A 13,320-nucleotide genomic window follows, 5' to 3' on the forward strand; every position below is an offset into this window, starting at 1 on the left:
CGGATTAAACAAGCAGCTATCTAATGAATAGCGCTGGTGTCCTCTGGAAATGCGCGAGGCGCGGGCAATGATTTCCGCTACCGGAGAGCCTGCCCGCCCTGCCCTGGCCTCACCTCAGTTCAAAAGGACCCCCCACAAAGATGATGATGATCAACACCCGTAACTTCACCCGAACACTGGTCGCCGCAGGCCTGCTGGCCCTCGGCCTGGCCGCCCATGCCGCTGCCGACCTTCCCGGAAAAGGCGTCAAGGTGCAGCCGCTGCAAAGCTCCACCGCCGAAGAAACCTTTCAGACCCTGCTGGCCAGCCGCGCCATGCAAAAACTGGGCTTTGACGTGCAGCCCATCAAGGAAGTCGACTACCCGGCCTCCCATATCGCGATTGCCAACGGCGACGCCACCTTCATGGCCAACCATTGGGACCCGCTGCACGCCGACTTCTACAAAAATGCCGGCGGCGACAGCAAGCTGGCGCGCCTGGGCAGCTACGTGTCCAACGCCGCGCAAGGCTACCTGATCGACAAAAAAACCGCTGAAAAATACAACATCACCCGCATTGACCAGCTCCGGGACCCCAAGCTGGCCAAGCTGTTCGACACCACCGGTGACGGCAAGGCCAACCTGACCGGCTGCAACCCCGGCTGGGGCTGCGAAGCCGTGCTGGAACACCAGTTCACCGCCTACAAGCTGCGCGACACCGTCACCCACATGCAAGGCAACTACGCCGCCCTGATCGCCGACACCCTGGCGCGCTACAAGGAAGGCAAACCCGTCCTTTACTACACCTGGACGCCGTACTGGCTGAGCGGCGTACTGCGTCCCGGTAAGGAAGTCACCTGGCTGGAAGTGCCGTTCACCGCATTGCCCGACAATCAGGGCAAGGTGGACACCAAGTTGCCCAACGGCAAAAACTACGGTTTTCCACTGAACACCCACCGTATCGTGGCGACCAAGGCCTTCGTCGAAAAGTACCCGTCGGCTGGCAAACTGTTTGAAGTCATGGTCCTGCCCATCGGCGACGTCAACGCCCAGAACCAGCTGATGAACAGCGGCCAGGGCTCGCAGCAAGACATCGCGCGCCACACCGATGGCTGGATCAAGGCGCACCAGAAAACCTTCGATGGCTGGATTGCGCAGGCCCTGGATGTTGCTAAAACATAGTTACTGCCGAACAGTGTCAAAAAACAAGGCAACCCTGCCTTTATCCCGCCGTTAATCCGCGTCCGTAAAACGCCATCCGCTATCGAATAAGAACAAATAGCAGGTGGCATCTTTTCGGACTCGTCTGGCGGCCCTTTCCCCGCTCCTGACACAAAGGATCATTCCGAATGATGAACACCCGCAATTTCACCCACACCCTGCTCGCTGTTGGCCTGCTCGCCCTGGGCCTGGCGACGCATGCCGTTGCCGCCGACCTGCCCGGCAAAGGCGTCAAGGTGTTGCCGCTGCAAAGCAACCTGGTTGAAGAAACCTTTCAGACGCTGCTGGTCAGCCGCGCGCTGGAAAAGCTCGGCTACGACGTCAGCCCGATCAAGGAAGTCGCCTACCCCACGGCGCACATTGCCGTAGCCAACGGCGATGCCACGTTCATGGCCAACCACTGGAACCCGCACCACGCCGAGTTCTATAAAAACGCCGGTGGCGACGCCAAGCTGTCGCGCAAGGGCGTTTACTCGGCAGGTGCGGCGCAGGGCTACATGATCGACAAGAAAACTGCCGACCAGTACAAGATCACCAAGATCAGCCAGCTGACCGACCCGAAGCTGGCCAGGCTGTTTGACACCACCGGCGACGGCAAGGCCAACCTGGTCGGCCCCAGTGCCGGCTGGGGCGGGGAAGCCGTGGTCGAGCACCAGCTCACCACCTTCAAGCTGCGCGACACCGTCACCTACACGCAGGGCAACTACCCGGCGCTGATCGCCGACACCGTGGCCCGCTTCAAGGCCGGCAAGCCGGTGCTGTACTACGCCTGGACACCGTACTGGCTGAGCAACGTGATGCGCCCCGGCCAGGAGTCGGTGTGGCTGGAAGTGCCGTTCTCGGCCATGCCCGGCGTGCAGGCCGGCACCGACACCAAAATGTCCAACGGCAACAACTACGGCTTTCCGGTGAACAACGAGTACATCGTGGCCAACAAGGTGTTTGTCGAGAAAAACCCGGCCGCTGCCAAGCTGTTTGAAATCATGGTGCTGCCGATTGGCGACATCAGCTCGCAAAACAGGCGCCTGAATGACGGCGAGAACAAGCAGCGCGACATCGAACGCCATACCGATGGCTGGATCAAGGGACACCAGAAAACCTTTGACGGCTGGATCGCACAAGCCATGGCCGCTGCCAAATAAGCATTAATAATGCCTTCTGCGCAAGCAGGACGGGCGCTGTCAGCTATTCAAACCATAGCGGCAGCGTTTTTTTTTGGCGGCTGCCATCCTGTTTTGCGGCGCGGCCCCTTGCTGGCTGTGGTCCAGTAGTCGTCGCACCTGCCGCAACTGGTTCAGCCCGGCCTGGCCTGGCGCTCTGCCAGCGCGGCTTCGCGCAGGCACTCCAGATCGGGCTCGAAAAGGCCTGCATGCTCGGCACGCCGGATCGCATCGCGGGAGAGCTGATCAAGCGTCGGGTTGAAGGCCGTATGGTTCAGCCGCCTGAGGGAGGCCAGCGCGTGCTGCAACGCCACGCCCACATCCACCGCCAGCGCGCCATGCCGGGCCAGCGGATCAAACACATCGGTCAACATGCCCGCCTCGTGCAAATTCGGCGCGGACACCTGGTCGAACTCGGCATGGCCGGCGTCGGAGTGATCCTCCTGCATGGAGCTGATTTGCGCCCGCTGCTCATCGACCCAGTAGATCATCGTCCTGACGGCGGTTGCCAGCACCACGATGGCGGTGCCGGGATCATTCACCGCCGGCGACAAGGCGCGTGCCGCAATCTCGCCCATCACCAGCAAACCAAAGCGCGGGTCATGGTCAAAAGTCCTTGCCGGGCCAATCAACACGGCATCGGACACTGCCTTGCAGCCTTGGCCACCCAGCGCTTTGGTGCTGCTGGCGATCACTGTCGAGGTTTCGACGAAATCCCCCGGCTGAACATGCAGGTACATCATGGCATCGGCTTGCTGCGCGCAGTCCTGCAGGATGTCCATTGAGACATGCTGCACAAAACCGGTGGTCGGGGAATGCAGGATGTGCTCGCCGCTGGCGCCTGGTGCTTGCTTCAGCCCGCCCATGAAGGGCTTGTGCAGGCGTTGCGCCATGGCCTTGATGGTGGCCTCTTCGACCCGGCGGATGGTTTCGCCCACGCGGCCCAGCACCGACAGATAGTCCAGCCAGCGCAGCAGCACGATCACCACCACCAGCAAAATGAGGAGGGTGAAACCAAAAAGCACCAGGCGCCCGCCGCCGCCATAAACCTGGGCATTGAGCCCGACCAGGGCAATCACGCTGTACAAAAAAGCCCCGACAAAAGTGGCCAGCGTGTTCTGGATGGTGCTGTCTTCGATCAACAGCTGGGACGCACGCGGCGTGGCGGTGCTGGCCACAGCCGCAAACGAGGACACCATGGTGCTGGCAGAAAAAACCGCCACGGTGAGCATGCTCGTGGCAAGGATGTTGAGCAGGCTGCCGATGGATTCGGAGCCCAGCTTGAACGCAATGTCTTCGGGAATGAGCGGCCCGAGCAGTTTGGCCAGCGTCACGGCCAGCAGGGCCGCCAGCGAAAACAGCGCGCACCGCACCCAGGTTTTGCGCAACAGCCGCTGCAAAAGGTAGAGAAGCTTTTCCGACATGGCAGCAGTATCGCCCGGACCGCCTGCCTGCCTATTGGCCGACCATCCTGGCCGGATCGACCCAGGCGTCAAACTGCGCTGCCGTGACATGGCCCGAGGCCAGCGCCGCTTCGCGCAGGCTCGTTCCTTCCTTGTGCGCCTTCTTGGCAATGAAAGCGGCCTTGTCATAGCCGATGTGCGGGTTCAGCGCCGTCACCAGCATCAGGGAGCGGCTCACCAGCTCGGCAATCCGCTCGCGGTTCGGCTCGATGCCCACGGCGCAGTGGTCGTTGAAGCTGACCATGCCATCGGCCAGCAGGCGCACGCTTTGCAAAAAGTTGTACGCCACCATCGGCCGGAACACGTTGAGCTCGAAGTTGCCCGACGCACCGCCAAAGTTGATCGCCACGTCGTTGCCAAACACCTGCGCGGCCAGCATGGTCAGCGCCTCGCTTTGCGTCGGGTTGACCTTGCCCGGCATGATGGACGAGCCCGGCTCGTTCTCGGGAATGCTGAGTTCGCCAATGCCGCTGCGCGGGCCGCTGGCCAGCCAGCGCACATCGTTGGCAATTTTCATGAGGCTGGCGGCCAGGGTTTTCAGCGCGCCATGGGCGTGGACCAGCGCATCGCATGAGGCCAGCGCCTCGAACTTGTTCGGCGCGGTGACAAACGGCAGGCCGGTCAGTTGCGCCAGTTCGGCCGCGACCTGCTCGGCATAGCCTTTCGGTGCATTCAGACCGGTACCGACAGCGGTGCCGCCCAGCGCCAGTTCATGCAGGTGCGGCAAGGCATCGCGCACATGCTTTTCGCCATGCGCCAATTGGGCCGCGTAGCCCGAGAATTCCTGGCCCAGCGTCAGCGGCGTGGCGTCCTGCAAATGCGTGCGGCCGATTTTCACGATGCCTTCAAAGTCGAGCGCCTTCTGCGCCAGCGTGCTGCGCAGTTTTTCCAGCGCCGGCAGCAGCCGGTTGGTGATGCCGATGACCGCCGACACATGCATCGCCGTGGGAAACACGTCATTGCTCGACTGGCTGCGGTTCACGTCGTCGTTCGGATGGAACAGCCGGGCATCGCCGCGCTCGCCGCCCAGCAATTCGCTGGCGCGGTTGGCCAGCACTTCATTCATGTTCATGTTGGTCTGCGTGCCCGAACCAGTCTGCCAGACTACCAAGGGAAACTCGTCGGGATGCCGGCCGGCAATGACTTCATCGGCCGCATCCACAATGGCCCGGGTTTTTTTCGCGTCCTGCAGGCCCAGTGCCTGGTTGACCAGCGCCGATGACCGCTTGATCTTCGCCAGCGCCCGGATCAGCTCGACAGGCTGGCGTTCGCCGGAAATGTCAAAGTTCTGCAAGGATCGCTGGGTCTGCGCACCCCACAGCCGGTCGGCCGGAACATCGATGGGGCCGAAGGTGTCGTGCTCGCTGCGCATGCTGGCGGTTGTACTCATGGTGTAAGGCCTGACCTGTCAAAATGGAGGGTGATCGTTTCAGCATAGCCGCTAATAAAAGTAATCAAAAGCAAGCCCCGTCAACGGGAGTTGCTCCAACCCACTCAATTCCATGACCACCATCAAACAAGCCGACCTTATCGAATCCGTTGCCGCCGCCCTGCAGTACATCAGCTAAGTCAGCAGTTAGTGAAAGCGTCACGGCAAGCGGCTTCCACCAGCGTTCAGCTCAGTGTGCAGGAAGCGTACGGGCAGCGTAGTGGAAGCGTCTATTTGGCGGGCTTTGGACCCATTCAATACATCAGCAAAAAGTTGACTCGTAGAGCGTCAGAGCCATAGCGGCTTGGGCCAGCGTAAGGCAGCGTGTACTGATGCTGTGCAGAATGCAAGTACCAAACTTTTTAATCCGGAGTTGAATGCATATCGGCATCCCGTTTCACGGGCCAATGCCGCGCTTATCCAAATGAAGTTGATGTGGCAATTTTTCTCGAGAAAACCCCAGGCCATTCTTCAACTCGCGCACTACGTCATTCCCTACTTTTATAAAGTAAGTCCATAAAAACGCAGCCTGATTGCGTCCGCTAGTTATGGACTGCAAGTACGCCAAATTGCGTGACTTTCTTTTCGTAAAATTTTTCCCCCGTTTCAACATCAGTAATCGTCAGACCGAGAATTAATTCAGAGTTGTTCTGAATTTTGATCTCAAACACATCTTTCAAATCTACAAGAAATCCTTCACGCGTTTCTTTTCCTATGCTTGCGTAGGTGTAATCTGTGTACAGGTTATATGAATCTCCATTCCGTATTTCTAGCGCTGTCGTTACTCCGTGCTGGCCGGTGCCGATACAACTAATCATTGATACGTGATTTACCCCAGGAAAACCGCACGTAAAAATCGCCTTGAGATGACGGGCACGTGCCTGTTTCTCTACCGAAAAATTTGCAGCGTCCTTCCGCCTTTGTTCTTGGCGCCTATTTTTCGCTTGTTCCGATTGATCGTCATCTTCAGCAGTGGAGTTCGGGCCAACTTCCCTGGTTTTTGCATCAAGCCGAGCCTGTTTTTCAGCTTTAGCACTTGCTCTAATATCGGCATCAGCAGACAGATGACCTGAGAAACCATAGAGCGAGGCGGCAAGCAGGATGGCACAAATCCCGTACAGACGTGATCGGGAGAAATTTGGATCTACTTTTCGAAACCATGATGACTCATGGATAAACGGGAACGCAATTACTGCGCCAAATACACTACCCAAAACCGACATTGGTGCCTTACTAAAGACACCCGTCAGAGCTAGCATTGCGAACACAAAAACTAAGCCGTAGCTTGCTATGTCACTCTGGTGTGCCGATGTCACTGTAGTTGTTCCCACAGCAGCATTTGGTCGATGAAGAGGGTTGCCGCAGTCCGAGCAAAACCGCGAATCGTTCTGCTCTTGGAAACCACATCGCCTGCATGCAATCATTTTTGCACCTTGAGGAACTGAATGGCGCCACACTGAAGAGATATTGACGCGGTGTCGTGAATGTCGTATTCACATGCTGGGCGGTAAACCATGGTTGTCCTCTTCCTTATTGTTTCGCTGCTTTTAGCAGTCGCTGTTCCAACACATGCAGCGTGCTGACATAAGTGCTGCGCATAGTCGGTCGCGCTGCCGTGTCGGCCTTTAACTTGAAGAAGTCAACGGTCTTGTCGCGATTAGAAGAAAATTCATACGCCAGCAGCAATGCAGCCACCGCACTTTTCGAATTTCCTTCAAGATCATGTGCGTCTGCAAGTGGAGACCATGCGCTTGTTCGCCGGGGGTCCAGCAGTAGCGCAGAAATTAACGCCTGCTTAGCTTCAGAAGGTTTGTTGGTCAAGACATAGGCCCACCCAAGATTTGCTTGAATTTCAACATCGCGTGCATCAAGGTCGCGTGCCTGTGAGAATTTCTGCAAAGCTTCTTCATTTGCGCCACTTGAAAGCAACTCAATACCGCGCTGGTTTATTGATCGTGCGGCCTTACGGTCCCCTGCAATTGGTTTTGGCATGTCGCTAATTCGTGCTGCTGCCAGGTGGACAATTTCCTGTTGCAGCGGTTCAACCGCGCTGAGCATAACTTCGACACAGTCTTGAGCCGATGAGCATACTTTCGCTTTCTCCAACAGAGATGGAGTTGTGATTGGAGCGACAACCGTTGTTGTCACGTTTGCCGACTGTTCAATTATTAAGGCTTGTTCCACTACCGCAGCAGCTTGTTTTTCGCGTATTTCAGTACGAATCTTTTCCTCCGTATTTTTAGCAGCTAAAGCAGAGGCTTCTTCAACTGCTTTTTTCAAAGCAAGCTTGGTTTGCTGCTCTCGCTCTGCTTCTTGTTGTGCTTTCAAGGCATCTGAGGCATTTTTATATTGCCAAGTAACGTATCCTGTCGCTCCCAAGGCGGCTACAGCGACCACACTGAGTACGAAAAACTTCCACTGCCCAGAACCTGCCTTTGATCGCGCCCTGTTCGCTGGCTTATCAATAGTGCTCTTCGTGAAGGCTGCGGACTTCTCATTGAAAAGTGAAATCGAGCCTACGGCGTTGCCTATTGGAGCATCGGCACTAACGACTTTCGGGCTTGTCGTGTCGAACAATTGAGTTCCACAATGCCGACAAAATTGGGTATCGCGCAAGACTTGTTCTCCACACTGAGCACAAGCTGTCGATTGCTCCATGGAGGACTCAATGGACAATGTCTTGATCGTAATTGCAGAGGATTCGATTGGTCCATTCTTTGTATCGGTGCCAGACGAGGTCAATACACCCTTTGGAGCGCCTAAAATTGCAAGAATGCCCCCAAGAAATGCAAGCGCCATACATACGGCCACCATGGTTCCACCTAATATTGCGCCCATGATCGACGTGCAAATAAGGCCAATGCCAGCAAGTTTTGGTCGGGCGAATGCGACTGCACCAAAAACAATTGCGAGAAATGAGAAAAAGACCCCGCCCCAACCCAGCCCTACTATGGTTCCGGCCGCCTGCGCCTTAAAAGCAGAACCAACTCCGCCAATCAACAGTGTGAAAATGGCTGCTATAAATCCAAATACTCCAGAAATTATTCCGATAATTCCACCAGCTTTACCCATGTTGTTTCCTGTATAAATGCATAGTTTCCCATAAAGCCTATTCAGCCGGCTAGCTAGCCGAAATTTCCGAGAAGCGGAAAATAAATTCAGGATCTTGTACTTTTCCTCTCAAGGTAAGACTGCTTTCGCGCAAACAATCGCCTTCTGAACCCTTGAAAAACGTACCAGAGAATGCAACCCGTTGACCGGATTTCAAACGCGAAGTGGCTTCAAAGAGGGGACTGCCCTGCGCAATAAGCGTATTTTCACGCGAATCCGAAAATGCGTTATTCCAAGTTTTTATCTTGACATCTTTTGAAATTGTTATCTCAAGTACACCCTTACCATCACTATTTGAGTTGACTTTATTAATCGTTCCAATCCAGTTATTCACCGCGAGAGAAGTGATTGCCCTGCATAGGGCTTCGTCTCTTTTGGCTTTGATCCCGCCAGTTTGCATGTCATTCTCTGCTTTTTTCGACTCGGCCTGCGCCAGGGACACTACCTCAATTAAACGAGCTTCATCGAGTGGAAGAATAACTGGTGATTCGCTTTTTCCACATGCACCCAAAGCAATAACGAGTGGAATGCAAAACATCCAATTTTTATCGATTTGTTTTTCTGCATATTTATAATTCATTTATATATCCTGTTAAATATCTAAGCAGGCAACGCCATTCTCGTCAGTGCTACACACGCTCTATCTGCTTATTCGCTGCAATGTAAGCGATGACGCTGCAGTTGTATTCCGAAGCATGACTCGCTAAAAATTACGCTCTATTTGCTTCAAAAAATCGCTCTAATTTTTAGAGCAATTTACAAATAGTAGCGCCAGTAACATCTGCAGTCAAGCCCAGATACTGATATTTTTTACGTTAGACGAGTGCGAATTTTGTTAGCGCAACCCATGAGGACTGGACGGGAGTAGCGACAAGGCAGCTTTGACACTGTAGATGACCAGCAAAGTGCCCATCAGATCGCCAACGAACATAGTCAAAAACCCCTGCATGATTTCTTGCTGACCCTGCAATGCGAACCATATGTGGTGTAAAAGCGGGCTGGCTACTGAGTAGGTAACGATCAAGACATGCAGTCTTTTGGGCGTCAGATTGGTCAGCGATGCGTGCAAACCATATTTTTTCTCAGCAATGCGGTAAATCAAGTAAGGTGCCAGGCTTGCCAGAATGCCGCCAACAAATGACCGCACAGGGTCATCTGGAAAAAAGAAGAAGAAGCAAACGAGCCAAGACACCAGCAGCAATCCTATGGCTCCAGCTTCCGCAAACAGCAACGTGCATAACAGACGTATGCCAGCCGGCAGATAAATCCAGTTGATCCCGCGTGCAAATTCAAAGCGGGTAAACAGCCATTCATTGATGGCCAGCATCGCAACGAAGAGCAACATCGTTGCGAGGACCATCATGGCCTGTAGCCGAAGTTGCTTCATGTTCCTGCAGGTCCAGCTTTATTGAACTAAGTTCTGTAACGATATCTAACGTTAAGCGTAACCTGAAAGCTAGTACATTTGAAAAATTGACACCATGAAGAACACAATAAAGTCCTCAGACGTCTATCTCCGCTTCTTGCAGTTGGCGGAAGCCATACGCGGCCTGCCATCATTGCCGCCGCTCGACCCCCTTGAAGAACGAATCCTTGCATTGATTGCGCGTGCCGGCGAACAAGAGGAGCGGCTTTGCGTTCGCGACATGATGGCAAAAGAACAACTTGGCGCTCCAGCTACGATTCATACACGGCTTAAATCGATGCGTGTCAAGGGCTGGATCATGCTCTCGGATACAGAGGACGCACGGCGCAAGCAAATCAAACTGACGCAGGATGCAATTCGCTACTTTGCCAAGCTTTCTAGGTGCATGGTAGAAGCGGCCAAGAGCGGGGTTTAGCAAGACACGGCTATGCAGGATGCGGTGCCACTGACTTGCATCGATCAAAGTGATGTCGTGTCATTGCCCCACCCTTTCGCCCTTTTGTGCCGCAATGCGGACATTTTACTTGCGGTAGTGAACGATGGGTTTCAGATAGCTTCGCTTTATGCTCTTTGTCTTTTGCACACCCTGCTCGACTCGCACTCATTTTGTTCCTAGTGCATTGACTGACCATGCGGCCTTGTTTCGCTTCTCGGCTGTTTTCTTCGCAAGACTTGATCTCGACATTACCAATGGCATAGTCACCCAGATCATTTTTGCGCGACATGCAAAACTTTCCGCGTCCTGAACCTCGCAAAGCAATTTTCCCGCTGTCAATCCAAACGTTAAGCCACTCTTCAAAGAACATTGTTAAACGAATGGCATTGCCATTTCGATCTGGCTTTCGATTCGCTTGCGTTTTTTTTTGCACGTTAAATGCATTGCGCAACTTGCGCAATTCGTCGTCTGTCAGCTTCATGCTGATCTCCTTATTATCGGCTGCCAATACTAAGCAGCTTATGTCTATATCCCGGGACAGGGCAGCTAACATTTTGCACGATATCAGCAACGAAGTCTAAATTGGCATCTCTTCATTTTTGGATCGATAACCAATGATTAAAGAAATGCCCTAGAGCACGTCTGCCACCCCCTTGGAGCGACGATCAAGGAGAACATGAAGCTATGCATGCAAGTCATTAAATAACCTGCCAACGCATTACCGTTGGCCAGGTTTAGTGAATACCCTACGAATTGAAAATCAATCTTTTGTTGATTTCACGGGCACCACAAGTAATCATTGGTATGCGGCATTTTTGCCGCATCAAATGAAAGCATTTCATGTCAAAAGTCAAAACGCTTCTCGGAGAGAACACTTCTTACACAACGCAAGCAGACGCACAACCATCGACATCGGTTCCGCAAGCATCTAATAGCTTTCTTCAGACACTTGCACAAATTGCAGAACCATTTCTAAAACCAGTAATGTCAACTGACCCTGTAGAACGCATGCGTGCAAAGTTTGCCACGAATGCAGATGAGGTAATTCAGTCGTTGACCGAAGGAATGGATAAAGGTAAATGGTTTAAAAAACTTACTGACGGCAAGTTTCTAGTCTCTTTCCGGAACGCAAACAACGCAATGCCGTTCAACGGCACAACACACTTTCAGGTTTCAGACGCTGCAACAGTTATTAAACTTGTCAACTCGGCAAAAATTGCTGTTGCTCAAGGAGAGCTTGACACTGTATTAAAGGCAACCCAGCGCAAATTCACACGCAAAGATTCAGAAGTGAAATCCTAACTGTACTGTTAACCCCTATATCTTAAAGAATGGAACTCGCTGAAGTCATCTTGAGAACGGACATCACACACTTCCATGTAGATGCCGAAGATTTTTGCAAGCTCGTTGATTTCAACCATCTCTGCTCAGATAATTGGCCCATCTGGATTGCTAGCAAAAATGGTAACCCCGTGGGTTGGTATAACGAATATGACGAGATTGCGGGCATTATCGCCATCGCGCACAAGCGCTGTGAACTAGCAGCGGGAAAGATAATTCCCCCTTTCTCCGCTGCTCGACAACCTGAACTAGTTAGTAGAATTACTTAACGCAGTACGGAGATATCGGTTCACTGCTGTCTGAACCTCCGGCAAGAAATAACGAAACGAACCCCTGCTTTCTTTCGCCATATCGATTAGTGTTGCACGGTCAATCTCGCCACTAGAAAGACCCATGGCGCACATCCATCCCTCTGCAAGATCAGCCATATGTTCGACTGGCGCTTGGTTCATTTCAATGAGATGTGACCGATCAATGATCCCTCGGTCAAGCTTGTCGGGATGATTCGTAGTAAAAATAAACACTGTGTTTTCAGAATGTGTCATTGCGGATTTGAGCCGTGGCTGTCCCTTTTTTATGTCGATCACATCTATCTCATCGAAAATTTCGTAGCGCCAGCCTGATTGCGAGAGCGCGGGTTGATATATTCGATTGTTGAGCCCCTGAATAATTGTGGTTACATTTTCCTCCCCACACTTGGTGAGTTCCCAGAAGCGGGATGAACTAAGGATACTAGGAGAATTGTGAATTACAGGCATGTTCCTGGATTCTTCGAGAAGCTTTGGAAGTTCCATTGCAAGCGTCGTTTTTCCGGTGCCGTACGTTCCCCAAAGACAAATGGCATTTTTACCACCTCCTGGAAACGGCTTGTCAGCATTAAAGATATCGTTGAGCTTTTCGCGTGATCTTGGGTTGCTGATGACAAAGTCTTCGAAGGATTTAGGAGCGAATTGAGTTTGATTTTTTTGCATGTTAATTATGAGGATGGGCTTTTCGCCCACCCAAGTAAAAATTTAGTTGAATAACGCGGCTGATTGTTTAGCTGCAGTAAGCTTTTTCTTGTTCGCCGCGTAGTAGGCTGCATAAGCTGCTGTTGCAATGGAACTGTCGTGTTTCACGACACTGTTAATTTCGATCTCGCCGGTTGCGCGATAAGTTGCAAACAGGAGGATGGGTTTATCTTCGTCATCCACGCCGAACAGTGCGGCGTCCGCATTGGGTTCTACTGTGAAAAGCACGTTGTCCGTAAGGTAATCTTTTGCGATCGTTGCAAGACCTGCTGGGCCTGGCGCTTTAGTGCCGAGACGCACTTTTTCAATGCCGCCGTTTGTAGTAATCCAATCTGGCAATTCTTCAACCGTGACATTTTCCTGTGCGGCTGCAAGAAGAGCTTTCGCGTAAGCGCTGACACGACGACGATCTTGGCCACAGAACACCGCTTTGACGATCCTGTTCATGTCATTGGTTTTTTCTTGCGTTTTCATGCCCTGTTCAGCAAGACACTTATCAAGTGCTGTTCGAAGCTGCAGACGCACGGCGTCAGGTGTTTCATCATTTTTCATGCGGAGATAGAACTGGTAGGGTCCGCGTGCCAGCAGCTCATACAAACGGGTATGACTGCGCGTAATGTCTTGCTCGCATGTTTTCCCCTCCTCCGACCATGTTGAGTATTCCGGACCAACGTGACCGGTGATTCCGGGATCGTGACCGACGTTCCGGTGAACGTGAACGGGAGGATTCCGGCAACGTGACCGC

Annotated in this window: 13 protein-coding genes; 4 read left to right on the forward strand and 9 right to left on the reverse strand. The window is 53.0% G+C overall.

The window, feature by feature from the left end:
- The first annotated feature begins 143 nt into the window (after positions 1–143).
- Positions 144–1,160, forward strand: coding sequence for a glycine betaine/L-proline ABC transporter substrate-binding protein ProX (gene proX, locus GZ092_RS12940; protein WP_293636988.1), 1,017 nt, complete (start codon positions 144–146; stop codon positions 1,158–1,160).
- Between the two features lie 170 nt (positions 1,161–1,330).
- Positions 1,331–2,341: a glycine betaine/L-proline ABC transporter substrate-binding protein ProX gene (gene proX, locus GZ092_RS12945; protein WP_293636968.1), complete on the forward strand. Its 1,011-nt coding sequence runs from the start codon at positions 1,331–1,333 to the stop codon at positions 2,339–2,341.
- A gap of 152 nt (positions 2,342–2,493) precedes the next feature.
- On the opposite strand, the gene GZ092_RS12950 is transcribed toward proX (GZ092_RS12945), so the two are convergent.
- From GZ092_RS12950 to GZ092_RS12975, 6 genes are all read right to left on the reverse strand, one after another.
- Positions 2,494–3,783, reverse strand: coding sequence for a DUF2254 domain-containing protein (locus GZ092_RS12950; RefSeq protein ID WP_293636970.1), 1,290 nt, complete (start codon positions 3,781–3,783; stop codon positions 2,494–2,496).
- A 31-nt stretch (positions 3,784–3,814) separates the two neighbouring features.
- Positions 3,815–5,212 (reverse strand): class II fumarate hydratase, encoded by a 1,398-nt coding sequence (gene fumC, locus GZ092_RS12955; RefSeq protein ID WP_293636971.1) that lies wholly within the window; start codon positions 5,210–5,212, stop codon positions 3,815–3,817.
- Between the two features lie 581 nt (positions 5,213–5,793).
- Positions 5,794–6,582 (reverse strand): hypothetical protein, encoded by a 789-nt coding sequence (locus GZ092_RS12960; RefSeq protein WP_293636972.1) that lies wholly within the window; start codon positions 6,580–6,582, stop codon positions 5,794–5,796.
- A 199-nt stretch (positions 6,583–6,781) separates the two neighbouring features.
- On the reverse strand, positions 6,782–8,323 hold the full coding sequence (locus tag GZ092_RS12965) for a tetratricopeptide repeat protein (RefSeq protein WP_293636973.1): 1,542 nt from the start codon (positions 8,321–8,323) through the stop codon (positions 6,782–6,784).
- A gap of 49 nt (positions 8,324–8,372) precedes the next feature.
- On the reverse strand, positions 8,373–8,942 hold the full coding sequence (locus tag GZ092_RS12970) for a hypothetical protein (protein ID WP_293636974.1): 570 nt from the start codon (positions 8,940–8,942) through the stop codon (positions 8,373–8,375).
- Between the two features lie 255 nt (positions 8,943–9,197).
- Positions 9,198–9,749, reverse strand: a complete 552-nt coding sequence (locus GZ092_RS12975; RefSeq protein WP_293636976.1) for a hypothetical protein — start codon at positions 9,747–9,749, stop codon at positions 9,198–9,200.
- 94 nt (positions 9,750–9,843) lie between these two features.
- Between GZ092_RS12975 and GZ092_RS12980 the strand changes: the two genes are divergently transcribed.
- Positions 9,844–10,203, forward strand: coding sequence for a winged helix-turn-helix domain-containing protein (locus GZ092_RS12980; RefSeq protein WP_293636978.1), 360 nt, complete (start codon positions 9,844–9,846; stop codon positions 10,201–10,203).
- Positions 10,204–10,213: 10 nt separating this feature from the next.
- Here the strand turns inward: GZ092_RS12980 and GZ092_RS12985 are convergent, their stop codons facing one another.
- Positions 10,214–10,705, reverse strand: coding sequence for a hypothetical protein (locus tag GZ092_RS12985; protein WP_293636980.1), 492 nt, complete (start codon positions 10,703–10,705; stop codon positions 10,214–10,216).
- A 359-nt stretch (positions 10,706–11,064) separates the two neighbouring features.
- Here GZ092_RS12985 and GZ092_RS12990 point away from each other — a divergent pair, with 359 nt between their 5' ends.
- Positions 11,065–11,526, forward strand: coding sequence for a hypothetical protein (locus tag GZ092_RS12990; protein WP_293636981.1), 462 nt, complete (start codon positions 11,065–11,067; stop codon positions 11,524–11,526).
- Positions 11,527–11,813: 287 nt separating this feature from the next.
- On the opposite strand, the gene GZ092_RS12995 is transcribed toward GZ092_RS12990, so the two are convergent.
- Positions 11,814–12,536, reverse strand: a complete 723-nt coding sequence (locus GZ092_RS12995; protein WP_293636983.1) for an ATP-binding protein — start codon at positions 12,534–12,536, stop codon at positions 11,814–11,816.
- 42 nt (positions 12,537–12,578) lie between these two features.
- A partial coding sequence (locus GZ092_RS13000) for a hypothetical protein (protein ID WP_293636984.1) occupies positions 12,579–13,320 on the reverse strand: 742 nt, incomplete at its 5' end.

Origin of the sequence: Polaromonas sp. (genome assembly GCF_010365105.1) — a bacterium.
Taxonomy (GTDB): domain Bacteria; phylum Pseudomonadota; class Gammaproteobacteria; order Burkholderiales; family Burkholderiaceae_C; genus Polaromonas.

Excerpts from the sequence above, each read along its gene's own strand:
- proX (WP_293636968.1), top strand. The coding sequence starts at position 1,331 with ATGAACACCCGCAATTTCACCCACACCCTGCTCGCTGTTGGCCTGCTC.
- GZ092_RS12995 (WP_293636983.1), bottom strand. The coding sequence starts at position 12,536 with ATGCAAAAAAATCAAACTCAATTCGCTCCTAAATCCTTCGAAGACTTT.
- GZ092_RS12985 (WP_293636980.1), bottom strand. The coding sequence starts at position 10,705 with ATGAAGCTGACAGACGACGAATTGCGCAAGTTGCGCAATGCATTTAAC.
- GZ092_RS12965 (WP_293636973.1), bottom strand. The coding sequence starts at position 8,323 with ATGGGTAAAGCTGGTGGAATTATCGGAATAATTTCTGGAGTATTTGGA.
- proX (WP_293636988.1), top strand. The coding sequence starts at position 144 with ATGATGATCAACACCCGTAACTTCACCCGAACACTGGTCGCCGCAGGC.
- GZ092_RS12950 (WP_293636970.1), bottom strand. The coding sequence starts at position 3,783 with ATGTCGGAAAAGCTTCTCTACCTTTTGCAGCGGCTGTTGCGCAAAACC.
- GZ092_RS12975 (WP_293636976.1), bottom strand. The coding sequence starts at position 9,749 with ATGAAGCAACTTCGGCTACAGGCCATGATGGTCCTCGCAACGATGTTG.
- GZ092_RS12970 (WP_293636974.1), bottom strand. The coding sequence starts at position 8,942 with ATGAATTATAAATATGCAGAAAAACAAATCGATAAAAATTGGATGTTT.
- GZ092_RS12990 (WP_293636981.1), top strand. The coding sequence starts at position 11,065 with ATGTCAAAAGTCAAAACGCTTCTCGGAGAGAACACTTCTTACACAACG.
- fumC (WP_293636971.1), bottom strand. The coding sequence starts at position 5,212 with ATGAGTACAACCGCCAGCATGCGCAGCGAGCACGACACCTTCGGCCCC.
- GZ092_RS12980 (WP_293636978.1), top strand. The coding sequence starts at position 9,844 with ATGAAGAACACAATAAAGTCCTCAGACGTCTATCTCCGCTTCTTGCAG.